Below are 23,974 nucleotides of genomic sequence, written 5' to 3' on the forward strand. Positions count from 1 at the left end.
ATTTAATTATACCTTTTCGTGTTTAATTAAATCAGCCGCTTTTTCAGCAATCGCAATTACCGGCGCATTTGTGTTGCCGGTAATAATAGTAGGCATAATCGACGCATCAACTACGCGTACGTTACTCACCCCGTGTACTCGTAAATTAGTATCCACCACTGCCATTGAGTCTTGCCCCATTTTACATGTCCCTACTGGGTGATACTCGGTATCTGCAGTTTGGCGTATAAACTCAATTAGCTGAGCATCATTATTTATATCAAGCGGATAAACCATTTTACCGCGTATGTTATCAAAAGCTTTACTTTGCATAATAGTGAGTGTTTTTTTAAGACCAGCAAGCATTACAGTTATATCATCTGGATGGCTTAAATAATTAGGGTCAATAAGCGGTGCACTACGCGGGTTGTTATCGGCTAATGTAATAGTACCTCGGCTTTTGGGGCGCATAATACTGCTGTGTATACTGTAACCATGCCCAGTGTGTAATTTACGACTATGATCGTCCACCAGCCCAATAACAAATTCTAATTGCACATCTGGCGCTGGCGAGTCTTCAAATACTTTTATAAACGCGTGCGACTCTGCAAAATTACTGGTTAATCGCCCTTCTCGTTTACTAAACCAGTTAATACAGCCTTTTAAAATGCTGGCAATGCCAAGCGGGCTTATACCAAATGTGCCCTTACTTGTTTTAGATTTATAAAGTGGCACTACCGTTAAGTGATCCTGTAAATTAGCGCCAACACCTTCAAGTACGTGCTGAACCTTAATGTTATGTGCACTTAAATGCTCTTTTGGGCCAATGCCTGAAAGCATTAATATTTGCGGCGAATTAATAGCGCCAGCACTAAGTATTACCTCTTTTTTAGCACGTAAATTAATAACCTCTTTATTACGCTCTATTTGCACGCCTTGCGCTATCTTATTGGTTATATTTATTTTATTAACGTGGCTATGGGTTAATACCGTTAAATTGGGGCGGTTTAAATACGGTGTTAAATATGCTTTTGCTGCACTACAACGCTCGCCATTGTGCTGAGTTACCTGTGATAAACGCGCGCCGCTTTGCTCTTTACCATTTATATCGTCGCTTAAATTAACGCCCTGCTCAGCACAGGCATTTAAAAAGTATTGGTTTACATTGCTTGGGTTATTTAGCTCTTGCACATGTAGCAGACCCTTTGTCCCGTGCAGCTCATTATTTATAAACGCTTTATTGTTCTCAGCTTTAATAAAATACGGGAGTAAACTATCAAAATCCCATCCCGTATTGCCATTAGCCGCCCATTGGTCGTAATCGTACTTATTACCTCTTATGTAAACCATTGCATTGGTAGAGCTTGACCCACCCAATACTTTGCCGCGCGGCACAAAACCACAGCGGTTATTAAGCGCCTTTTGTGGCACCGTATTGTAATGCCAGCTATTTATGCCATAAGGGACACTCGCTGCTATGCCAGCTGGCATTTGCACAAATACACTTTTATCGCTGCCGCCAGCTTCAATTAAACACACACTGACATTTTTATCCTCAGACAAACGCGATGCCATAACGCAACCACCACTGCCTGCGCCAATTATGATGTAATCATACTCTGTGCTCATACAACTTAGCCGTTTACTTTTTATTTACACTACAATACATAAAACCAGTTCATTAATCGCTATTTATATTGCATAAACCTCAGCTAAAAAACGACATTAATTAAAGCCTAAACACATTAAAAACTTAAACTTTAAAACAAACACGCCAAAATTTAAAATGATACAATTCTCGTTCTTATATTTTCTAAGGAGTGGGCATGAACTTTGTTATTGTTGGCACCAATTTTATTAGCGACACATTGTTAGCCGCTGCAAATACGTTAAACGATTTTAATTTATATGGGGTGTGCTCGCGCGCAGTATCAAGCGGCGAAGCGTTTTTAACCAAACACCCACAAAATGCACAAGCAAAAATTTTCACCTCAATCGAGCAAGTTTGCCAAGATCAAAATGTCGATGCTGTCTACATAGCCGCTCCTAACAGCTTACACAAACAATATGCCGTTATGTGTCTAGAAGCGGGTAAACATGTCCTTGGCGAAAAACCATCTGCAGCCAATTCTAAAGAGCTTGCAAGCATTATAGCTGCAGCAAAAAAGCATCAGCGCCTTTACATGGAAGCCATGATGACCACTCACTTGCCTAACTTTGAGCGGCTGCAACAGGCAATAGTAAAAATTGGCACACCACGTAAATATATTGGCCAGTACAGTCAATATTCATCGCGTTACGATAAGTATAAAAATGGCGAACGCCCAAACACATTTTTACCCGAGTTTGCTAACGGCGCTTTAGTTGATTTAGGGATTTACCCACTGTATTTATTAATTGCACTTTGGGGAGCGCCGCAAAGCGTAAGTGCCAGTGGCGTATTACTTGATACAGGTGTTGATGGTGCGGGGGATGTATTACTAAACTACGCTGATAAACAAGCCGTTATTAGTTACTCTAAAATATCGCAAGGCGACAACATAACCGAAATACAAGGCGAGCTTGGACGCATACGTATAGAAGCCGTATCGCAACTCAAAAAGGTGGAGTTTATTGCTAATAATGGTGAGGTAGAGGTTATATCCCAGCCGTTTGATGAGCACTTTATGAAATACGAAGTTGAGCATTTTATGGCATTAGTGAAGCAAAATATTCTTGAGTCACCCGTTAATACACATATTTTAGCCAGTAACGTAATGCGCGTTCTTGATGAAGCACGCAAACAGCTTGGGGTTGTATATCCTAACGACTAATTAAATATGGGCGTTAACCAACGACAGTTAACGCCCAAAAGAAAGCTTAAATAGCTCTCGAACCACGACACACTTTACAAAACACTTTAAAATAGCGATCCCCATCCATGGGCAATCAAATACCTATACAACAAACTTAACACTGACAACTCAACTCGATTTGTTACCAATATTTCTTACCTTTTAATCTTAAATCTAACTTAACACACAAAAACATTACCAATCAAGCTGGCCAATTATATTATTTTAAACTAAATTGGTAATACAATAATGCAACCATTGGTGTATAGTGGCTTTTAACCACAACATCGCGTTAGAATTTTGACATAATAGTGAATTTTGAGGTAACCTCTGGTTTTAACAGTTGGTTTTGACTTTTAGGCCCCAGAGGCCATTATTCCTTAAGGTAATGAAGGTAAAATATGGGTAATCGTCGCTTATTTTGGCGCATAGTTGATAAAATTGAGTCTTTAATAAATCAAGGCGAATTTTCTGCTGGGAGTCGTTTACCACCTGAACGTGAACTTGCAGAAATGTTTGATGTAAGTCGCCCTACCATTAGAGAAGCTATTATCGCATTAGAAGTACGTGGTCGAGTTGAAGTTAAAACCGGCTCTGGTGTTTACGTAGTAGAACAAAAAAATGCATCTATAAAATCAAAAGAGATCAGTGCATTTGAACTTACTCAAGCTCGCGCATTAATTGAAGGCGAAATTGCCGCTTTAGCTGCTCAAAGCATTACAGAAGAAGAACTAGAGCAACTAAATAAAACATTAATTGCCATGGAAAAAGGCCTTTATGTTGAGCAAGCCGACCGTGAGTTCCACGAAATTATAGCTAGAGCAACGCGCAATAAAGCACTTGAATTTGCGGTGTCTAACTTGTGGGATTTACGTTTAACAAACTCACAAATTGTTGCTGACTATAGCAGTGTATGTAAAAACAATAACGAGTGCGTTATGGATGAACACACCGCTATTTATACAGCTCTAAAGTCGCATGATGCAAATGCAGCACGTACTGCAATGCATAAACATTTTAACCGCTTAATTAATGCTTTATTTGACGCTGTAGAATCGCGTGCACTTGAAGAAATTAAACGCAAAAATGATGAAAAACGAGGCCTCTACTCGCTTGATGGCTTAGTTAATAAAAGTGCCCACTAAGGCCTTTTAACCAACTTATTAAAGTTAGCAAACGCCTGTTTGCTAACTTTACCTCTTACTTTATTTACCTGCCCTATTTAATATACTTTTAATTGCGCAATTTTGGTCGCAAACACTTACCTATAAATTTAAAAAAAGATACTATGCCGCCATTAATATCGGGCGGGTTTAGCTTTTATACTCCCTGCATTACATAACTAATTGATAGAGTTACTCAACTCAAGGATTAAAATGCAAGCATCTTCAAAAAGTTATTTGCTGGCTATCGTGTGTGTACTGCTTGCTATGATGACCATTCAAACGGGCGCGTCGTTTGCAAAACAGCTTTTCCCTATTGTTGGCCCTGAAGGTACAACAGCACTTAGGCTTGGTTTTTCTGCATTTATACTTTGCTTAGTGTTTAAACCTTGGAAACACTTACCCACGTCGGGTAATCGTATTCCTATAATTGTATATGGTTTAAGTTTAGGCGGCATGAACATTTTGTTTTATTACGCCATTGAACGCATTCCACTAGGCATTGGTGTAGCGCTTGAATTTACAGGCCCGCTTGCTGTTGCCTTGTTTTCATCGCGCCGTAAACGTGACTTGTTTTGGGTTGCCTGTGCTATTACCGGTATTTTGCTTTTGCTTCCAGATATGAGCGGCCAAGACAGCCTTGACCCATTAGGTGCAGCCCTTGCGCTTGGTGCTGGTGCGTGTTGGGCAGGTTATATATTATTTGGTAAAAAAACAGGCACACAAAGCTCTGGTGGAGCCACTGTCGCATTGGGAATGACCGTTGCCGCTATAGTGCTAGTCCCTTACGGCGGCATTATGCAAAGCGCCGTGTTTACATGGGAAATTATCCCACTAGGTATTGGTATTGCTATTTTATCAAGCGCACTGCCTTACACACTTGAAATGGTTGCACTGCGTAACATGCCTTCACAAGGGTTTAGCGTAATGATGAGTTTAGAGCCTGCAATAGCCTCGCTCGCAGGGTTTATTATACTGGGTGAATTGCTTACTTTATGGCAGTGGCTCGCTATTTTACTTGTAATTATTGCATCTGTTGGTAGCTCTTTTTCAAACGCAAAAAAACAAACTACTTAATTAACTACCAAACTAACCTAAACAAGCTAAATAAAGTCACCACGCAACATGGTGACTTTATTGTGCTCTTTACAGTGATTTTTAACTCACAGCCTTACTTTGCTTTTTAGTTGTAACTAAATAGCCAATCAACGAAATAAGCGGCATGCAGGTAGCCACCAGTGCAATACCAGTCCAACCGCCCGCTTCATATAATGGGCTGGCAATAAGCGAGCCTACTGCGCCACCTACAAATATACTCGTCATGTAAATAGCATTTAAACGCGCACGGCTTTGTGGCTCTAATGCGTACACTGCACGTTGCCCCAAAACCATATTGGCCTGCACAGCAAAATCAATAAATACACCGGTTAACGCCAATACTATAATGCCGTAAGGTAACTCAAATAAGCTTGGTAAAAAGCACAGTGCTGCAATGAGTTTGGCAAATAACGATAACTGATGCGTATAACCTTTATCAGCCAAACGCCCAACAATGGGGGCAGCTACTGCACCTGCGGCGCCCACTAGTGCAAACAATGCTATTTCTGATTGGGATAAACCATACTCACGAGCAAGCACAACCGGTACGCTTGTCCAAAATAAACTGAACGATGCAAACATTAACGCTTGAAAAAATGAACGTTGGCGTAGCACTGGCTGGCTTATCATTAACTGCTTAAGCGATTTTAATAACTTAAAATATGTTGTTTTATGAGTAGGTTGCCTGCTTGGAATAGTAAAATAAATTACGCCTGCAATAAACACCATACACCCTGCTGCAAAGTAAAATACAGCGCGCCAACCAAAGTGATCAGCTATTAGGCTCGATACCGGTCTTGCTAGCAAAATACCTAGCAACAGACCCGCCATAATATTGCCAAGAACTTGTCCGCGTTTTTCGTCAGACGATAAATGCGCAGCAAGCGGAATAAGCACCTGAACAGAAACCGAGCTAATACCTATCATCAAACACAAAATAAGCATCACATTGGGTGAATCAGCAAGTGCAGTCCCCACTAAACTCAAAAACGACACAACTAAAGTAATGAGCATTAAACGCTTATTTTCAATTAAGTCAGCTAATGGCACTAAAAAAAACAACCCCAAAGCGTAGCCTATTTGTGTAAGCGATACGATAAGACTAGCACTGCGTGGACTTAATCCAACTTCAGGGGCAAGTAACTCAATAATAGGTTGAGCGTAATAAATATTGGCAACAATAAGACCGCAACACAAAGCAATAATAGTAACAAGTGTATTGCTAAGTGGTTGCGCTGAAACGCCTGTTTGGGTCATGTGTGTCTCTACTTTATAAAGATAATAAAACCCAACCAGCAAACGCAGATTGGGTTTTAACCTCGTAATTTACTTATTTTATTGGTGATGGCTGTTCATGTGGGCTTGAACGTAAATACTGTTTTGGTGCAGTCACTGTAGCGCCAAGCTCTGCAGCTGCATGCCACGGCCAATGCGGGTTATATAAAATACCACGCGCTAGTGCTACGCCATCGGCCTGCTGCTCGCTAATAATATCTTCGGCTTGTTGCGCCTGTGTAATTAAACCCACCGCTATAACAGGCATATTCACAGCTTCTTTTATGGTTGTTGCAAACGGTACCTGAAAATTAGGTTTTACTGGTATTTGTTGCTCAGGGCTTAGGCCCGCCGTACTTACATGAATAAAATCACAACCGAGTTCATCAAGCGCTTTACTAAGCACTATCGATTGCTCTAAATCCCAACCGCCTTCAACCCAATCGGTTGCCGAGATACGCACACCTACCGCTTTATTACTAGGAAATACCGCTCTCACCGCTTTAAACACATCAAGCAATAAGCGCATTCTGTTTTCTAGGCTACCACCGTAGTTGTCATCACGCTTGTTTGAAAGTGGCGACAAAAATTGATGTAATAGGTAACCGTGCGCACCATGCAGCTCGATTAAATCAAGGCCGAGTTCATCTGCGCGTTTAGCTGCACTGACAAAGTCTTTAACTAGTGAATCTATGTCAGATTGGCTCATTGCCTTTGGTACTGGGCTGCTATCGTCGTACGCAATTGCAGAAGGGGCGAACGTTTGCCAGCCATTTACCTCATCAGGTGCAATGGCATCGCCACCGTCCCATGGTTTTTCAGTTGATGCTTTGCGCCCGGCATGCGCTAACTGAATACCAATAGGCATAGGGCTGTATTGCCTTACTGCTTTTAGGCTTTTGTCTAGTGCTTGTTGAGTTTCGTTATTCCAAAGCCCTAAATCGCCGTAGCTAATACGCCCTTCTGGGTTAACAGCTGTTGCTTCTAAAATAAGTAATCCTGCACCACTTAAACTCAATTGGCCCAAATGAATGGTATGCCAATCGCTAGCAGCGCCATTGTTTGCTGAATACTGGCACATGGGTGCAATAATAATACGGTTATCTAACGTTACTTTCCCAAGTGATAAAGGCGAAAATAGTTGGCTCATTGTTAATCCTTAAAAACACGCACAAAAAAGTGCGGACAAAACAAAAAAAAGAATACGAAGCGGCAATCAAACACGCTCACTCAATAACTTAAACAGTTACTTATAATTCCGACTTAACACTCTTAATGGGGATAAAAACATACTTTAATAGTGCTGATAAAAGCATAACTAATGACATTATAAACTATCAATTTTAATGTAATAATTTGTTTAACGAGCACATCATAAAGCCATTTTTAAAAAATGAATGACTATTTACCTTTAAACAAGAGTGTGATTTTTAACCTAGCTGTACCTAATAGTACTAAGCTATTGCTTATATTGCCTATTAACTAAATAAAACCCCTACAAATAAACCATATTTATTCTATATAAGTGAATTAAAATTCAATTTAAATATTCCAAGCTACTTCACTCCCTGATAAACTGCTTAACTTAATTTACTAATGTAAAACATTTGAACTGGGGATCACTTTTTATGTTTAAACCAAGCTTGTTAACCTTGGCTATTTCGAGCGCTGTTTCCAGCGTATTTTTATTGCCTAATGCCGCACTTGCTCAAGAAGAAGTTGCAGCTAAAAACAAATCACTCGAAGTAATCGAAGTTACAGCAACAAGGCGCAGCGGCTCTGTGCAAAATGCACCGCTAAATATTACAGCCCTTGATGCAGATATTATGAAAGATCAAAATATCAATGAGCTTGCCGATGTAGCGCGCTGGGTGCCTGGTTTAACAATTACCGATCAAGGTGGTCGCTCAGGCTCGCCTATTATTGTTCGTGGTTTAAATACAAACTCGTCTGGTCCATCGTCAGATGGCGGCACGGTATCTACTTACATTAACGAAATTCCGGTTTCGGTAGATATGCGCCTAGTAGATATTGAGCGTGTTGAAGTATTAATTGGGCCACAAGGCACCTTATATGGTGCAGGCACATTAGGCGGTGCAATTCGTTACATGCTTAAACAACCTGAGCTTGATTTTACATCGCTTGAAGTTTACGGCGACCTATTTCAAACAAAAGAAAGTGACTCTTTAGGTGGCGAAGGCGGTTTTATATTTAACCTGCCACTTATTGAAGACAAACTTGCAGTACGCGCCAGCTTAAACGTATATGAAGACCCTGGTTTTATCGATTACGGTTACGTAGTGCGCGAGCCTGGCGTATCGTTACCAGATCCTGATTGGAGCGACAGCTCAGCAGTTAACAACAATCTTAAAAATGTAAAAGATGCCAACGGCGAAACCACCACAACAGGTCGTATTTCTGTTCGCTTTAAACCAAATGAATCGTTTGAAGGTACGCTTAACTACTTTTACCAAAACCAAGATAGCGAAGGCCGCTCGATTGTTCATTACAACAGCCTTAATGCAAACAACGGTTTAAGCGATGTAATAGGTAAATACGAATCAGCTTATCGCTTTGAAGAACCGCGCGAGAAAAAAGACCAATTACTAAGCCTTGAACTAAAAGCCGACCTAGGTTTTGCAGAGCTAGTATCGGCAACCGGTATTTCGAGCTTTGATGCCGACGGTCAACGCGATCAAACAGACTTACTTATTCGTCTTGATTACGGCTATGAAGAATTCCCTTCGTTTTCAACATTTACCCGTGAAATAGACGAAGAAGATACCTTCACTCAAGAAATTCGCTTAGTGTCACAGAGCGACAGCGACTTTAACTGGATTGTGGGTGGCTTTTACAACAAAACAGAAACCGAAGCGTCAAGCAGAGAGTTTACTCCTGGGTTTGACCAATTCGCTGTTGATAACTTTGGTGGCGAGCAGCTAAGACCTGACTCATTAGAATACTTAGAGCTTACAAAAAGTACCGTCACTGAGTCTGCACTATTTGGTGAAGTTGGCTACCAAGTTACCGACAAATTAGATGTGACCATTGGTGCCCGTTTTTATAAGTACGATATAGAGTCGCAAGCGGCTTTTGACTTCCCACTAGCAAATACATTGTATGGTGGAGTAGATCCTGACGAAATCACCGTTGCATACGAAAAAGACGAAGCAGGCGATAACGGTAACTTATTTAAATTTAATGCTAAATACCAGTTTACTGACTCTGTAATGGGTTATGTAACTGTAAGTGAAGGTTTCAGAATTGGCGGCTCAAACGGTTTAGTGTCTTGCCCTGATCCAATTGTTGAGGATCAACAAACCGGTTGTGGTAAACCTGACGAATTATTATATGAAGCCGACACTACAACAAACTACGAGCTAGGCTTTAAAAGTACATGGTTTAGAAGCCAGCTACACTTTAACGCCGCGTTATTTAACGTAGATTGGGATGATGCGCAAATTACAGGCGCTACTGATATAGGTCAATTAACGTACCTTTCAAACGCAGGCAGCGCGAATGCAAAAGGGATAGAAATTTCAACCCGTGCCATTTTATCTGACTCGTTTTCAGTTTACGCAACCTACGCTTACACAAAAGCAGAGCTAACATCAGACGCACCATTTTTGTTTAATGCCGATGGTACCGATGGCGCAGAAGACGGCGACCGTTTACCAGGCTCACCTGAAAATCAATTTTCGATGGGTGTAAACTATCAAACAGACGTGTTTAACGACAAAACGCTTGATATTAACTACGGTTTAACTGCGCAAAGCGACGTGCTTTCAAGAGTAGGTCTTCGTGATAATGGCGAAACACTACCAGGTTACAGCTTAAGTAATATATCAGCTAAATTAACAGCTGATGCATGGTCAACTACCCTATATGTTGATAATCTATTCAACAAATACGCGGTTACATCCGTTCGTCGTTCAGATGCCGATATAACATCAGCAAATGGTGCCGACATACAACGTAACTACGGCCATTACATTAATCGCCCGCTTACGGTAGGTGTTAAATTTAACTACAAATTTGAAATATAATTTATAGTAATTTTTAAACAATGTTTTAAGGCTCAAATTTATTTGAGCCTTTTTATTTTCTTTCACAAAATAATTACCAAAAACCATGCAGCCAAATTTAAAGCAACTTCATCAAAGCGCAATACACTCCCTAAACCAAGGTAAAATAGAGCAAGCACACAAAGCCCTAGTGGAGTTAGTTACACTCAAACCAGACTTTGCTGATGGGTACTTTTTGTTAGCTATGGTTAATTTAACTGTTGGGCAAATACACAAAGCAATAAAGCTCATCGAAAAAGCCCTCACCCTTGGCCAAAGTATTGAATACACCGCGCAACTTGCTAAATGTTACGCACTTACTGGCGAATTACAAAAAGCAAAAAACACCGCACTATCGGTGCCATTAAAGCAAATAACTAAAGCACTTGATGCCGACACACTCGGCGTTGCACTTACTCAAGCAGGCATTCACGAACACGCACTTAACTACTTTGAGCGCGCGATTACACTGGCTACAGCAGCTAACAAAGCTCAACCCCCGTTTTACTATAACTACGGTGTAAGCGCTAAATTTTTAGGACTATTTGATAAAGCCCAACACGCTTTTGAAAATGCCATAGCGCTTAACCCGCTGCATCATCAAAGTCATTTTGCATTAAGTGATTTAACTAAAGTAAGTAAGCAAAACAACCATATTGAGCGCTTAAAAAACGTATTTGAGCAAGTAACGCACTCCGATGCAAAACTGCATATTGGCCATGCTTTAGCAAAAGAGTATCAAGATATTGGTGAATATTCAGAGGCTTTTAACGCGCTGGAGCAAGGTAAAGTAGCAAAACGTGCTGTGCAGCCGTTTGACCATAAAAGCTCAACTGAATTATTTGAACATATTAAACGCTTAAGTGAACAACACACACAAGCGCTAACACAAGGTAACCCAACGGCCGAACCTATTTTTGTATTAGGCATGCCCCGCTCTGGCACCACATTGGTTGAGCGTATTTTATCGAGCCACAGCGACGTGCAATCAGCCGGTGAATTACAAGACTTTGGCCTAAGTGTTAAAAAGCTGAGCCAAACACAAACACCCCATGTGCTCGACACTCAAACGCTCAGTAAAGCCTACGAGCTTGATTTTAATCAGCTTGGGTCAACCTATTTAAACGCAACACGCGTAATAACAGGCAGCCATAAACACTTTATTGATAAGCTCCCGTTTAACTTTTTTTATATCGACTTAATAACCAAAGCACTGCCAAACGCCAAAATAATTTGTATGCTGCGCGACCCAATGGACACCTGTATTGGCAACTACCGCCAATTATTTACTATAAATAACCCCTACTACGCGTACTCGCTCGATTTACTCGACACAGCAAAATTTTACAGCCGTTTTTACAACCTAATGCAGCACTTTTGCATGCAACACAGCAATATAAAATTAGTAAAATACGAAGACCTAGTCGCACAGCCCGAGCGGCAAATTAAAGAGTTAGTCAGCTTTTGTAACTTAGATTGGCAGGAGCAATGTATAGATTTTCACTTAAATACCGCACCAGTTTCTACTGCAAGCAAGGTACAAGTACGCCAACCACTTAACAACAAAGCAATTGGCCGTTGGAAAGCGTTTAAACTACATACAGAAGAAATTGAAGATTACTTTTTAAAGCAAAACATCAGTTTTGAGTAAAGGTTTTATAGCTTGGGAGTTATGTGTGAACTTAGAGATAGCGCACTTTGTGCCGGTGTATGTCGGATAAGCGAAGCCATGCCATCCAACAAAGTGATGAATTCACCAGAGACAACCCAACTTACCGCGTTACTCTATATGACCTTTACGCTCAAAGCTGAACTCCGGCAAAGTGCCACGAGCAACGCTTTGCAAAGCAGTAACAAAATAGTTAGCGAAAAATGAGCGAAAGCCAGCTGTTTTTGTCTGTTTAAGCAACTTGTATGGCGAACTTAAAACAGCAACCATTCTTAATGGAACCACCCTATGAGCAAAATACCTAACCTCTTCCGCACTTAACTTATTGAAGTACTGATAATTAGTTTTAGGAACATGCTGGTCAATGAGATCTGTTGGGTAAAACTCAATATTATTGTTAGACAGCGTTGAAAAACACTCAAAATCAATAAGGTAATCGATACTATCTACAGAGAACAGTATGAACTCCACCTATTTTACAACGATTAATCTTGATAAACATATAAGGTGCGTCCGTATATATGGCTTTTTATTAAGAGAGCTACCCTCTAGCCTAAGATGTTTGCGCACCTATTATCCTTATCGCTTTATCAGTCTATTATGACTTCTGAGCTAGACCGGTTTTAATAGGTTGCTCTTACCGTGTATGCTTCATCATTGTTGAAAATTGTGTAAAGCCCTTTTTCTGAATTAATGGGTTTTAATTTTTCATTCCGCCACTAACTGTTATTGTTCGTATTTAGTTTAATACCTCAAAATAACCCAAACAGTTCTAACTGTTTTATTTGCTAATACAATACAGGTTCTCTTAATACCTAATCGCTCTCTTAATTGTATTAGCCACTACAGTTAGCATTAAAATAGGTTGAGGTTTGTTCACTTATTTGACTTAGTACGTGTTCTAAAAGATAAAAAGTGCACTGTATACATTAAAATATAAGGCCGCGAGTACGTTGACAGAGAAAAAGGAAGAAAAACACCAAAAAGAAATTAGAAAGATAGCAGAGGCTACTGCAATTTCAGAAACTGTCTAAAGTGAAATGAAGAATACAGAGTATAAAAATTTACAGCAACTTTTAAGTACAGAAAGCTGAGTCTGTAGAAGCTGATGATTATAAAAAGGCGATACCTTGTTAAAAATAGCTGATAGATTAAAAACTAGAGTAAGAATTTTACTCTAAAGGTTAAGCTCTACATACACCAATACATAGGTTAGTAATCAATAAAGCGGCAATTTGTATTTAATATAAACTATACTCGCTTGTATCTTCATATCTTTCCAAGTATCAAACATTGTATTATCTTTGATAAAATAATCCCATTCACTACTAGAAAACAGCTCCTTTTCAGTTGAATACTTTGCAATTAAGCCACTTGCTAACTTCATGCATTCCAACGTTTTGAAGTAAGAGTGACATTTAATAAAATCGGGAACCATTAAAAAATCTAATGAAGTACTGTACTCAAAAATATGACGGTGTACGTCCTCGATTAAGCTACTTAATAGCCGAAAATCATTTACCAAACCTAAAACTCCATTTATGCGTAAATCTATGCATCTAGTACTAATTTAGCTAGTTGCTCCATTATTTCCCACATAATACCATCTTTATATGACATTTAATTACTAGCGATTATAGAGCCTGCCTAGTAACTAAATTTATTTCTCCCTGATTGCTTGGACATATATAATTTGTCATCTGCTATTTGGAATGTGTCAACATGATCTTCTGAGCTTTTCAACGTTGCTATTCCGGCACTAACACTCAGATGTTTAAATGATGAGGCACTATTTACTATATTCAATGCCGCTATATTTTTAATTATATTCTCAGTTACTAATATTGCACCTTTCAGATCAGTGTATGGCAGAACTACGGCGAATTCTTCCCCGCCATAACGAGCAACAAAATCTTGAGGTCTTTTTAAAGTATCTTTAATGGTTTGCGCGACGATTTTTAGTGCGCTGTCACCTTCTAAATGGCCATATATGTCATTAAACTGTTTAAAAAGATCAATATCGATAACGATAAGAGCGTAATCACTTTTATCTCGCTTGGCATTTAAATCAATCTTCTCGTAATGAATATCGAAATAACGACGATTATAAATCTCAGTCAAACTATCTAAAAAAACTAACTCCAGTAACCTATCCCTTTGCATCTTAAGCGTTAAATGCGCTTTAACCCTGTTAAACACAGTTTTATTCGTGAAAGGTTTCCTAATAAAATCAACCCCACCAACTTCCCAGCAAAAATCTTCATGTTCGAAAAAAGAAGTGATAAAAATAACGGGTGTATCTTTGATATGGGGTAAGCTTTTAAGGTGCTTACAAGTTTCAATTCCGTCAATACCACCCATTTGTATATCCAGTAAAATCAAGTCAGGAGTAGTATTTTGGCAACATTCAATTGCTTCTTCTCCACTCATTGCAACTTGAGTCATGAAGTGCGTGGAAAGTATAGCTTCGAGCAAGTGAATATTTAGCAGTTGGTCTTCAATAATTAATACGTTCATTCTAGATAGGGCATCGTCTAGAGTTTCATTATTAATATCAGAAAACTCCACTGGACTTAAGTTCAACATTTATTTCCTTTGTAATAAGCATTACACAGTAATATTAAGTAAGCTTATTATTCGCATCACTGCTTTATTCGTTTAATTGATTGCTACTTTAATGTAAAAATCAACATTATGCTAGAATGTAGTGGTCAATAAAATTTGCAGATACTCAGTACTTTAACAAACCTTTGCTATATACCAAGCTGAAGGGTAACTCCAACAGCATACTATTTTGCGATTATAAGAGCTTGTTATTCTGTTTTTAAAACCAACCCTTTTGATTGGGCAAATATTACTAGCGCAAATACTATTTCGGTTATCCCGACAATAAAGGCGCCGATTACAAAATTGGCATTTAATATAATACACAACATGCCAAAAAACATAAGCAAAGCACCTAAAATCCAATAGATTTTCATGCCATATAAGGTGTTAAAAATTAAATAGCGAACACCAATTATCATCAGCATGATTGGATAAAACCATTCAGCTTGAATTTTTGCTACGTAAAAAGCTAAAAACAAACCAACAAATAAAATAATAGTGCTTTCTAAGGCCAATCTACCTAATGGGTTTTTAGGGTCATGATTGCCAGAGCGTTTAAGCGCTTTTGAAAGTAGCATGGCTAAAGGATGTATAGACATACCACCAAAAAATAAAGTAAGCATACTCGATTGATTTGAATGCAGTAATGCAACAAAGCCAGCTATACACAAAACCAAGCCAGACACTAATACACCGGTTCCACCACCGAAGTATGCGAGGTTCATATTTTGTTGCGCATCTTCAAACTTCATAAAAATCCTTAATTTTAGAAATATCCCTAATTTAATATTATCGCATCGTTATTAGTTACAAATCGTTACTCGAATACACACTTAAAATAGGAAATTTATAATCGGCAAATGATACAGTAACCGATTGTGTTTCGTTGCCTTTAAAACCGAGTTTAAATTCCATTGGCATGAATCGGCTGCCGTCAGCAAAAAGCGCAAGTAAGTGCTCCTCGCCTAATTCTCGATTGCCCGACGATAAGTTAGTTAGCGTTATAACAGCCCAGCGTTCGCCCTCTTCATTGCTCATTAATACATAATTGACGATTTTAAAATCCCCTTTTTTAGGGGTTATGTTGCTATCGTTTGCAAACGATAAGTGCATGCTATTTGGTACTGCACGGTCAACATTTAGCGCTTTGATAGAATCGGCTTGGGTTGCCCACGAAAGCACCAATAAAATGATCACTAAGGCTTTATTCACTGTTAGTTCCTTTTTATTACCAAGTAACATACCTAGTAAATTACATAACAATAACTGTTTAAATTATATTCGCACTCCATACCTATTATGTAAACAAACAATCATCGCAATTTTACCCAGCGCTTTGGCTGCGCCACTACAGACTAAGCGCTCATTCAGTGTGCTTGCGCTACTTTGGGGTAATAACGAGTGATAAGAGTAAATAATTCAAAGCTAACTTAAAGTAAAAAGCGCGATTAAATAGGAGTATAAACGTATGGCAAGCACACATAAAAACTCAACAATGGACTTATCAGACCCCAGTAACAGCATTCAAGTAAAAGGGGCGCGCGTTCACAACTTAAAAAATGTAGACGTTGATTTACCTCGTAACGCATTGGTTGTTTTTACAGGAATATCGGGCTCTGGAAAATCGTCGCTTGCGTTTGGAACGCTGTTTGCTGAGTCACAGCACCGCTATCTTGATTCGGTATCGCCATACGCCCGTAGGTTAATAGATCAAGTTGATGAACCCGATGTTGATTCTATTGAAGGGCTACCGCCTGCCGTTGCTTTGCAGCAGCAACGCGGGGCACCGTCGGTTCGCTCATCAGTTGGCAGCATAACAACTATTTCTAACGCGCTACGCATGCTTTACTCACGCGCAGGCGAATACCCCAAAGGGCAAGGCATACTTTACGCCGATGCGTTTTCGCCCAATACGCCACAAGGCGCGTGCCCAGAATGCTCAGGAATAGGCCGAGTGTTTGAAGTAACCGAAAAGCTACTTGTGCCAGACGATACAAAAACTATTCGCCAGCGCGCCATTGAAGCGTGGCCACCAGCATGGCAAGGTAAAAACCTAAGCCGAATTCTTACTTCCCTTGGTTATGACATAGATACGCCTTGGAACAAACTTTCTAAAAAAGCACGTGATTGGATTTTATTTACCGACGAAACACCTACTGTGCCGGTATACCCAGATTACACCTATGAGCAAACACAAAATGCGATAAAAAATAACGAAGATCCAAGCTACATGGGAACTTTTTCAAGCGCTAAACGCTTTGTTTTACAGTCTTTTGCTACCACACAAAGCCCGCGTACAAAAAAGCGCGTATCGCAATTTATGCAAATATCACAGTGCCCTACTTGCCAAGGTAAAAAATTAAAACAAGCATCGTTAAGTGTTAAATTTTCAGGGCTCGATATTGGCGAGCTATCTCAACTTACGTTAAACGAGCTTGCTAAAAAACTAAAGAACGCCGCCAATACCAAAGTAAATAAAAATACAGAAAATCCAGAGCAAGCCATTGTTACGCAGCGCATTGCCAGCGATATCCTCACCCGTATTGAAGCACTAACCATGCTTGGTTTAGGGTACCTGTCGCTAGAGCGCACAACGCCAACGCTCTCACCTGGGGAGCTACAACGGTTGCGACTTGCCACACAAATTCGCTCTAAATTATTTGGGGTTGTTTACGTGTTAGATGAACCTTCAGCGGGTTTACACCCTGCCGACACACAAGCACTTTTAAAAGCGCTCGACGAGCTAATAGCGGCTGGCAATTCTGTATTTGTTGTTGAGCACGATGTTAGCGTTGTTAAACATGCCGATTGGATTGTTGATGTAGGCCCTGATGCAGGAGTGCATGGTGGCGACATTATTTACAGCGGCCCTGTTGAAGGGTTAAGCAAAGTAAAAAATTCGCACACCGGTCACCACCTTTTTGCTAAAAACGCCAGTCAAGAGTCTACTCAAAATAGCGCTCAAAAAAAGGAGCAAAGGCAGCCAAAAGCGTGGTTAAAATTAGCTGATATTGAGCGTAACAATCTTAAAAAACTCAATGCAGAATTTCCACTGGGTGTTATGACAACCGTTACTGGGGTTTCGGGCTCTGGTAAATCAAGCCTAGTAAGCCAAGCGTTAGTAGAACTTGTTTACGAAGCACTTGGGCAAAAAGTAATGCCGGAAGCGCCAACCGACGAAGCCGACTTACTCGAACAAGAACTGCAAACACACACCAGCGGAAAAATCATTGAAGGTATAAATAATATAAGCCGCCTGATTACCGTAAATCAAAAAGCGATTGGTCGTACCCCTCGTTCAAACTTAGCTACCTATACGGGTTTATTTGATCACGTGCGTAAACTATTTGCTTCAACCCAAAAAGCAAAAGAGCGCCGTTATGATGCTGGTCGCTTTTCGTTTAATGTTGCTAAAGGTCGTTGTAAAAACTGTGAAGGCGTTGGCTTTGTGAGTATAGAGCTACTGTTTTTACCTAGTGTTTATTCACCTTGCCAAGTGTGTAATGGCAAACGTTATAACGAGCAAACACTTGAGGTTGCATATCGTGATAAAAACATCAGCGATATTCTCAATTTAACGGTTGAATCGGCGTATACCTTTTTTGAAAATGAACCTGCGATACTGCGAGCACTCGATGCACTTATGCAAGTAGGTCTTGGGTATTTGCGTTTAGGGCAACCTGCCACTGAGCTTTCGGGCGGTGAAGCGCAGCGTATTAAATTAGCAACTGAGCTGCAACGTGCACAGCGCGGCAACACACTTTATGTTCTTGATGAGCCAACCACAGGTCTGCATCCATCTGATGTATCAATGCTAATGGCGCAGTTAAATAAATTAGTTGATGCTGGCAATACCGTTATTATGGTTGAGCACGATATGCAAGTAGCCCGCAATAGTGACTGGGTAATTGATGTAGGACCCGGTGCTGGTGAAGAAGGCGGCTTAATTGTAGCGCAAGGAAAACCTACAGAGGTAGCTCAATCTAAAATAAGCCGAACAGCACCTTTTTTGAATGGCGTAATTTAGCTAGCAACTAAACACTAAATAACTAAATAACAAAAAAGAGCCATTGGCTCTTTTTTGTTATTAGCTTTTTAAAAAGCGTTCTATTTTAGGTTTTACTGTAACCGACATTATCAGCATTATAGTTAAACCTATTGGTAATGCGGCTAATAGCCCTTCAGTCCATCCAGTTGCAAATACACGCATATCTGCATAGCCAATATTGTTAGTAGCGGTAACAAACGCCATCACCGACTCCATTATCAACGCCATAAAAACACTAATAACTAAGTTACGTTTTAGCTCACTGCTATTAGGTAATAACTTAGTAACTAGCGTATGTATTAAGGTCATCATTACAAAACCAATAGGCGCCATAACTAATACCGCACTTATAAACGAGGTAAACCAGTCTGCATAAAAATGTTCTGTAACACCCACATTCACATAGGTCATCACGCCTGTTAAGCTCCCGCCGATTAAAGTAATAATACTTACCATAACCAGTATTTTATAAATTACAGGTGTTTTTTTAGGCTCAACCATTTCTGGATTTACTGATTGGGGTGTACTCATTTTTGGGCATGCCTTAATCGTCAAATAGGTGACAAAGTCAACTATAGCAAATTAATTGATAACGTCAACTAATTTCAAATTCCCAAATAGTAGTTTTATTTAAAAATGAGGAGTAACTAAATGCTAAAAAAGTAATTTCTTATGGGGCTAAATAAGAATGGTAGGGGTCCTGCTAGCTAATGCTAGAACAATTACTTTAAGTGATAAAGTTAATACATTAATTGGCTAGCAAACAGTTGGTTATATTTTACTAAAACCAACTGTTAAATTACGAAAATATTGTTTATAAATTATCAGCTTTAGGTTCTTGCCCTGATAATATTTGTTGTTTTCTCTGAGCTTCTGGTAAATCATTAATACAATAATTGATGTAATAAATAGTTAAAAAGAAAGTATAAATACCATTCATTCTAAGATCCACTTTATGTTCTGTTAGTGCGTATTCTTGTAAAGCACTTTTTGCACGGAATGCCCAAATAATATATAGGACCCAAGATGCAATAGTAAGTAAACCAGAAATAACATCCAAAGACTCCTCACCTGTACCAACCAAAGCACCACCAAGCCCCACGCACACAGCTAACCAAATCAGAAATGTATTGTCAGCTATCTTTTTAGAGGTTAATTTCTCTAGCTTTGGTGTATTTATAAACATCCATATAATTGCATAAATACCGGCGGTAACAAATGTAAGAAGTACTAAATTCAAAGTTTTAGTGTTGATGTTGTCTTTTAATTCCGTGATAGATGACATTATGTCTCCTTGTTTTACTACGATTGAATTAGGACTAATGATAAATATTAGCCCTATAAAATTTATTAATCTGATTTATATTTATTATCATTTTAAATATTAGAATTTAGCTTTTAATATTTAACTCAATAAGTTACTTATTTAAATTTTCTAACTCTTTTTCAAGATCTTTCATCGCTTTTTGGGCTTTAAACTCTTCATAAAGTGCTTCGCGTGAACTTGGATCTAAACGCTTACCAGATTGAGTGACTAGGTTATTAAATGTTTCTTGTGTATTGCTCATTACAACAAATGTACAAAGCTGCTTTACACCGTCTAATTTAGCAAAGGCAACTTCTTGTGGAATAGCGCCCACAAGGCTTTGCTGCGCAACTTGCTTACTTACTTGCTCAAAAGTTCCACCAACGTTTAGCTCATCATTACTTTGCGCTTTACGTTGATATAGCTTGTCCATAACGCTTGCTTTAACTTGTATTTGCTGTGATAAATCGGCGCGAGCTGCTGCAATAGCTTGTGCTCTGTCGGTAGACATACTGCCCGACCAAGGAACACATGACGACGACGCTAAACCTTTATCAGACACAGGTAATAACACCCAGCTTGGTACTGAATCGTTTTTTGCCAATGGCGCAGATTGTGTGTTTTCAGTGCTTGAACACGCACCTAAAGCTAAAGCGGCTATGACTGGTAGTAATTTTTTCATTTTAAATTCCTTTCAATTGCTCTTGATAATAAGCGGTGCGTTTAACCACTTTTTGTAAATAATTACGGGTTTCTTGCGCAGGTAAATTGTTTACCATTAAGGTGTAAACTTTGTCTGCAGACATTGAATTAGCAGCAATACTTGCCTGATTAAGTGATTTAGAGCCACTTAACGTTTTGGCTACGTTACCTGGGCCCGTATTATAAGCTGCAATACTCATGTAAATTCTTGATTGCTCGTTACGTACATTTTTAAAGTAACGATTACTTAAAATATGCACATAAGTACTCCCTGCCTCTACGTTATTATCAGCTTGAAATAAGTACTCAGGACTAAGTAATAGCGGTTTACCTTGCAAAAATTTGCTCACATCTTTACCCGCTGAAGTAGGCACTATTTGCATTAAACCAAAAGCAGGAATTGGCGAACGTGCAAGCGGGTTAAAGCTTGATTCAGTATGTATAATTGCCAATAATAATGCGGGATCTAAGTTATAACGTTTAGCTTGTTGCAGCACATCAGGTAAATAACGTTTGGCTTGATTGGAAAGTGTATTAGCAGGCAATTGGTAGCTAATTGTTACTCTGTCTTTTTGTTTAGTTATAACAGGTGCCTTTGCAGTGAGCACCTCCTCTACAATCTCTGTAGAGAGCACTGTTTGCTCGGCTATATTTTTAGGTTGAATCGTTGTTGGTGACTTACTTTGCTCAATTTTTCTATTTAAAGGCTTACCCGTTGAGGTAAAACTTTTGCTGTTTATTGTGTTATTAGCCGCAATATAAACCGGATCATTTGCAAGTGTTTTATCTACTGTTACTTGCGAAAGCTCATTTAATTGATCTTTTGCATATTCAACAGCTTGTTCGTTATTTTGGCTATTTAATAACTCAACTACGACTTCACCACTTTCAAAATTTACACTAGTGCGTTTGTTTAAATCATCACTGTATTTTACCCAAACTTTTGAGCTTGGCAGATTTGGGTCTTGCCACTTTTGGGTAACTTGTTTTAAATATGCACCTTGTGCATCATGCCAGGCACTTACAAACGCTTCAAATTCTTGCTTTTGCTGCTGCTCATACTGGCTAAACTCACTTTGCCGCGCTTTTAAAAAAGCCTCAAATTCGGCTTCTTCACTTGTTTGAGCTAAGCTATTTAAGCTCAGTATTAAACAAGCTAACGCGCTAATTTTTAGTAGTATTTTAACCTTTGAGTGCATTTTTATATCCCTATAAAATTAAAAATAACTACTTAAGTCATCAGCAGACAGATTATCAAACTCAGTTTGAGCGGCTAAATTTAAACGCTTACAGTCTATGCTTTCGCATTGCTGAGTTAGCGAAATAACTTGTTTATAACGCTCATTAACAAACCACGTTTGTGCAACAGAGGCTTTAGCTTCATCGAGTTTTAACTCACTCGCTTTTAAATATTTATCGAGATAGCTCAAACGTTGCCCCTCTGGCGACAGAACAGCGGCTAATGCTACTGCATCAGACATTGTTGTAGGGTGATTCAATGCAACTTGTAATAAAGGGCGTAAGTTTGCTTTATCTTTTTGGCTACCTACTTGCCAAGCAGCTCTAACGGCAAGTCCAGCTTCGTTTATATCTTGCGCAGCAGGTGTTACAACGCCAGTACAAGTTAACCATTTTTGCTGTTTTTCTTGCTTATAGTCCGTAATTTCAGCGTCAATAAAGCTTACCGACTCTGGCAAAGCTATATTGAGCTTTTTAGCTAAAGTATTTTTAATAATACTGCGCTGTGGCAGGGTCAATGCATTTCGACATGCCTGCTCAAGCGCATTTTTTGCACTCGATTTTAACGCCATTACTCGGGCGTATTGACCATTAGTCTGACTTTTAAAAAAAGCAGTTTGTTGTTCAATTGTTTGCTCTGAGTCGAAAGTGGCCGAAGCCACCAACGAAAGCGCTAAAATAGGTGCTAGCATTAAAGTTCCTTTTCGCTCGCTACTTTACCTGATGCACCCTGAGGGTTAGCCGCTTTTTCGTTTAACCCACCGTGTGCTTTTATTTTGTGGCCGTGGTGACTTACACCGTTAACAGTTTGGCCATTATTACCTTCCATCTCTTTAGCTGCTTTGCGTGCTGTAGCTTCTAAGCTTGGCGCATAAACAGCTACGCTGTACTGCCAAAATCCATCATCACTTGCAAAGCTTTTAACACTTACACCCGGTGGTAATTTACCTTTTGCAACGGTTGAGTACTCGTCAGACGTTTTTAATTGATTCAAAAATGTACTTCGGTCTTCTTCTAAAATTTCTACTTGTTGTGGGTCGTTTAAATTAGGATCTTCATACTCAAATTGCTTTGTACCTTCCATTTGCTTTTCGTCAAAGCTACCTTGCCAATACACTTTTTCACCTTGGATAGTGGCAAGCAACGCAGAACGCGCGCGAGTTTGCGATTGTGATTTAGCAACGCCTTTAAGCTTGCGAGCAACATTGCTATTTCTATTTTGACGAGCAATTGCAGACCCATAACCTAAAACGATAACTTCACCAGTATCAGCATTAGTAAGTACTTTGGCGCCAACAGGTGGTAAAACACCACTCTTAACATCACTTATTACTTGTTGAAAAATTACATTGGGCTCAGTAGTTACTGCTACAGCACCACGATTACCTTTAATTTGTGAACGTGTTTTAGGAGTCGATATTAAACTTACGCGTACACCTTTCTCACCAATATTGTCGTACACGTCATAAGTAACAAAACCCGCTAACGAACCCGATACAGACTCTGTACACGCTTCCATCATATTAGTTTGTTCGTTTGCCGTACCTTCAACGCCCGTATCTATAACATCCATTCTTGCAGACACTACATTGCTACATTGATGTTCAACACCTTTCATGTTTTCAATTAATTGTTTTTTCGCAATTAAATAAGCTTGATTATAAGCACCACGTTTAGACAGCAACGTCGCATTCATATTTTCGTAGGTGTTATAACTGGCACTACCAATAGATAAAATACCGGTGCCGCTGCCAACCTGAATCATTTTAATACCGTCTTCGTTGTCATCCATCAGTGCCTGATGAGCAACAGCAACTGCAACGTTTGTATCTTTTGCAACCACTACATCGCCAGAAACCTGTGCTTGTTCAGCACCCGCTACTTGCGCGCCAGGGCGAGCTGGGATCATATCTGTTAAGCTAAATTCTTCCGCTGCGATTGCAGGCATAGCTAAAACCATTGCTAATGTTAATATTTTTAATTTCATCAT

The 23,974-nt window shown here is 39.4% G+C and carries 19 protein-coding genes; 6 read left to right on the top strand and 13 right to left on the bottom strand.

Annotation, left to right across the window (positions count from 1 at the left end; translation table 11 throughout):
* Positions 1 to 6: 6 nt before the first annotated feature.
* Positions 7 to 1,608, bottom strand: a complete 1,602-nt coding sequence (locus EU510_RS08685; RefSeq protein ID WP_149593149.1) for a GMC family oxidoreductase — start codon at positions 1,606 to 1,608, stop codon at positions 7 to 9.
* 197 nt (positions 1,609 to 1,805) lie between these two features.
* Between EU510_RS08685 and EU510_RS08690 the strand changes: the two genes are divergently transcribed.
* The 3 genes from EU510_RS08690 to EU510_RS08700 all read left to right on the top strand — a co-directional run bounded on the left by EU510_RS08690 (position 1,806) and on the right by EU510_RS08700 (position 5,053).
* Positions 1,806 to 2,792 (top strand): Gfo/Idh/MocA family protein, encoded by a 987-nt coding sequence (locus tag EU510_RS08690; protein WP_149593150.1) that lies wholly within the window; start codon positions 1,806 to 1,808, stop codon positions 2,790 to 2,792.
* A 422-nt stretch (positions 2,793 to 3,214) separates the two neighbouring features.
* Positions 3,215 to 3,958: a FadR/GntR family transcriptional regulator gene (locus EU510_RS08695; protein WP_149593151.1), complete on the top strand. Its 744-nt coding sequence runs from the start codon at positions 3,215 to 3,217 to the stop codon at positions 3,956 to 3,958.
* A gap of 231 nt (positions 3,959 to 4,189) precedes the next feature.
* Complete coding sequence (locus EU510_RS08700) at positions 4,190 to 5,053, top strand: EamA family transporter (protein ID WP_149593152.1); 864 nt, start codon at positions 4,190 to 4,192, stop codon at positions 5,051 to 5,053.
* A gap of 81 nt (positions 5,054 to 5,134) precedes the next feature.
* Here the strand turns inward: EU510_RS08700 and EU510_RS08705 are convergent, their stop codons facing one another.
* Together EU510_RS08705 and EU510_RS08710 are read right to left on the bottom strand one after the other, a co-directional pair.
* Positions 5,135 to 6,331 (bottom strand): MFS transporter, encoded by a 1,197-nt coding sequence (locus tag EU510_RS08705; protein WP_149593153.1) that lies wholly within the window; start codon positions 6,329 to 6,331, stop codon positions 5,135 to 5,137.
* Positions 6,332 to 6,404: 73 nt separating this feature from the next.
* Positions 6,405 to 7,499, bottom strand: a complete 1,095-nt coding sequence (locus EU510_RS08710; protein ID WP_149593154.1) for an NADH:flavin oxidoreductase/NADH oxidase — start codon at positions 7,497 to 7,499, stop codon at positions 6,405 to 6,407.
* 478 nt (positions 7,500 to 7,977) lie between these two features.
* On the opposite strand from EU510_RS08710, the gene EU510_RS08715 reads away from it, so the two are divergent.
* Both EU510_RS08715 and EU510_RS08720 read left to right on the top strand, forming a co-directional pair.
* Positions 7,978 to 10,395 (top strand): TonB-dependent receptor, encoded by a 2,418-nt coding sequence (locus EU510_RS08715; RefSeq protein ID WP_149593155.1) that lies wholly within the window; start codon positions 7,978 to 7,980, stop codon positions 10,393 to 10,395.
* An 85-nt stretch (positions 10,396 to 10,480) separates the two neighbouring features.
* Complete coding sequence (locus tag EU510_RS08720) at positions 10,481 to 12,064, top strand: tetratricopeptide repeat-containing sulfotransferase family protein (RefSeq protein ID WP_149593156.1); 1,584 nt, start codon at positions 10,481 to 10,483, stop codon at positions 12,062 to 12,064.
* Between the two features lie 129 nt (positions 12,065 to 12,193).
* On the opposite strand, the gene EU510_RS08725 is transcribed toward EU510_RS08720, so the two are convergent.
* The 4 genes from EU510_RS08725 to EU510_RS08740 form a co-directional block, all read right to left on the bottom strand.
* Positions 12,194 to 12,553, bottom strand: a complete 360-nt coding sequence (locus EU510_RS08725) for a hypothetical protein (RefSeq protein WP_149593157.1) — start codon at positions 12,551 to 12,553, stop codon at positions 12,194 to 12,196.
* 1,176 nt (positions 12,554 to 13,729) lie between these two features.
* Complete coding sequence (locus tag EU510_RS08730; RefSeq protein WP_262501212.1) at positions 13,730 to 14,668, bottom strand: diguanylate cyclase; 939 nt, start codon at positions 14,666 to 14,668, stop codon at positions 13,730 to 13,732.
* 227 nt (positions 14,669 to 14,895) lie between these two features.
* Positions 14,896 to 15,441 carry a DUF7010 family protein gene (locus EU510_RS08735; protein ID WP_149593158.1) on the bottom strand — a complete coding sequence of 182 codons (546 nt, stop codon included), beginning with the start codon at positions 15,439 to 15,441 and terminating at the stop codon, positions 14,896 to 14,898.
* Positions 15,442 to 15,496: 55 nt separating this feature from the next.
* Positions 15,497 to 15,901, bottom strand: coding sequence for a hypothetical protein (locus EU510_RS08740; protein WP_007375644.1), 405 nt, complete (start codon positions 15,899 to 15,901; stop codon positions 15,497 to 15,499).
* Between the two features lie 256 nt (positions 15,902 to 16,157).
* Here EU510_RS08740 and uvrA point away from each other — a divergent pair, with 256 nt between their 5' ends.
* Positions 16,158 to 18,716: an excinuclease ABC subunit UvrA gene (gene uvrA / locus EU510_RS08745; protein ID WP_149593159.1), complete on the top strand. Its 2,559-nt coding sequence runs from the start codon at positions 16,158 to 16,160 to the stop codon at positions 18,714 to 18,716.
* 60 nt (positions 18,717 to 18,776) lie between these two features.
* Here uvrA and EU510_RS08750 read toward each other — a convergent pair whose 3' ends face one another.
* The 6 genes from EU510_RS08750 to EU510_RS08775 all read right to left on the bottom strand — a co-directional run bounded on the left by EU510_RS08750 (position 18,777) and on the right by EU510_RS08775 (position 23,971).
* Positions 18,777 to 19,268 (bottom strand): DUF2798 domain-containing protein, encoded by a 492-nt coding sequence (locus EU510_RS08750; protein WP_149593160.1) that lies wholly within the window; start codon positions 19,266 to 19,268, stop codon positions 18,777 to 18,779.
* A gap of 283 nt (positions 19,269 to 19,551) precedes the next feature.
* A complete protein-coding gene (locus EU510_RS08755; protein WP_149593161.1) occupies positions 19,552 to 20,022 on the bottom strand; it encodes a DUF4234 domain-containing protein in 471 nt (156 codons plus the stop codon).
* A 133-nt stretch (positions 20,023 to 20,155) separates the two neighbouring features.
* Positions 20,156 to 20,725, bottom strand: coding sequence for a hypothetical protein (locus tag EU510_RS08760; RefSeq protein WP_149593162.1), 570 nt, complete (start codon positions 20,723 to 20,725; stop codon positions 20,156 to 20,158).
* A 1-nt stretch (position 20,726) separates the two neighbouring features.
* Positions 20,727 to 21,944 (bottom strand): murein transglycosylase domain-containing protein, encoded by a 1,218-nt coding sequence (locus EU510_RS08765; RefSeq protein ID WP_149593163.1) that lies wholly within the window; start codon positions 21,942 to 21,944, stop codon positions 20,727 to 20,729.
* An 18-nt stretch (positions 21,945 to 21,962) separates the two neighbouring features.
* Positions 21,963 to 22,676, bottom strand: a complete 714-nt coding sequence (locus tag EU510_RS08770) for a hypothetical protein (protein WP_149593164.1) — start codon at positions 22,674 to 22,676, stop codon at positions 21,963 to 21,965.
* Positions 22,676 to 23,971 (bottom strand): hypothetical protein, encoded by a 1,296-nt coding sequence (locus EU510_RS08775; RefSeq protein WP_149593165.1) that lies wholly within the window; start codon positions 23,969 to 23,971, stop codon positions 22,676 to 22,678. Before EU510_RS08775 ends, EU510_RS08770 begins: the two co-directional genes overlap by 1 nt.
* Positions 23,972 to 23,974 lie beyond the last annotated feature (3 nt).

Origin of the sequence: Pseudoalteromonas sp. FUC4 (assembly GCF_008370255.1) — a bacterium.
Taxonomy (GTDB): Bacteria; Pseudomonadota; Gammaproteobacteria; order Enterobacterales; family Alteromonadaceae; genus Pseudoalteromonas.

Excerpts from the sequence above, each read along its gene's own strand:
- EU510_RS08730 (WP_262501212.1), bottom strand. The coding sequence starts at position 14,668 with ATGTTGAACTTAAGTCCAGTGGAGTTTTCTGATATTAATAATGAAACT.
- EU510_RS08690 (WP_149593150.1), top strand. The coding sequence starts at position 1,806 with ATGAACTTTGTTATTGTTGGCACCAATTTTATTAGCGACACATTGTTA.
- EU510_RS08700 (WP_149593152.1), top strand. The coding sequence starts at position 4,190 with ATGCAAGCATCTTCAAAAAGTTATTTGCTGGCTATCGTGTGTGTACTG.
- EU510_RS08770 (WP_149593164.1), bottom strand. The coding sequence starts at position 22,676 with ATGCTAGCACCTATTTTAGCGCTTTCGTTGGTGGCTTCGGCCACTTTC.
- EU510_RS08775 (WP_149593165.1), bottom strand. The coding sequence starts at position 23,971 with ATGAAATTAAAAATATTAACATTAGCAATGGTTTTAGCTATGCCTGCA.
- EU510_RS08750 (WP_149593160.1), bottom strand. The coding sequence starts at position 19,268 with ATGAGTACACCCCAATCAGTAAATCCAGAAATGGTTGAGCCTAAAAAA.
- EU510_RS08765 (WP_149593163.1), bottom strand. The coding sequence starts at position 21,944 with ATGCACTCAAAGGTTAAAATACTACTAAAAATTAGCGCGTTAGCTTGT.
- EU510_RS08710 (WP_149593154.1), bottom strand. The coding sequence starts at position 7,499 with ATGAGCCAACTATTTTCGCCTTTATCACTTGGGAAAGTAACGTTAGAT.
- EU510_RS08735 (WP_149593158.1), bottom strand. The coding sequence starts at position 15,441 with ATGAAGTTTGAAGATGCGCAACAAAATATGAACCTCGCATACTTCGGT.
- EU510_RS08695 (WP_149593151.1), top strand. The coding sequence starts at position 3,215 with ATGGGTAATCGTCGCTTATTTTGGCGCATAGTTGATAAAATTGAGTCT.
- EU510_RS08685 (WP_149593149.1), bottom strand. The coding sequence starts at position 1,608 with ATGAGCACAGAGTATGATTACATCATAATTGGCGCAGGCAGTGGTGGT.
- EU510_RS08705 (WP_149593153.1), bottom strand. The coding sequence starts at position 6,331 with ATGACCCAAACAGGCGTTTCAGCGCAACCACTTAGCAATACACTTGTT.
- EU510_RS08760 (WP_149593162.1), bottom strand. The coding sequence starts at position 20,725 with ATGAAAAAATTACTACCAGTCATAGCCGCTTTAGCTTTAGGTGCGTGT.
- uvrA (WP_149593159.1), top strand. The coding sequence starts at position 16,158 with ATGGCAAGCACACATAAAAACTCAACAATGGACTTATCAGACCCCAGT.
- EU510_RS08715 (WP_149593155.1), top strand. The coding sequence starts at position 7,978 with ATGTTTAAACCAAGCTTGTTAACCTTGGCTATTTCGAGCGCTGTTTCC.
- EU510_RS08720 (WP_149593156.1), top strand. The coding sequence starts at position 10,481 with ATGCAGCCAAATTTAAAGCAACTTCATCAAAGCGCAATACACTCCCTA.
- EU510_RS08755 (WP_149593161.1), bottom strand. The coding sequence starts at position 20,022 with ATGTCATCTATCACGGAATTAAAAGACAACATCAACACTAAAACTTTG.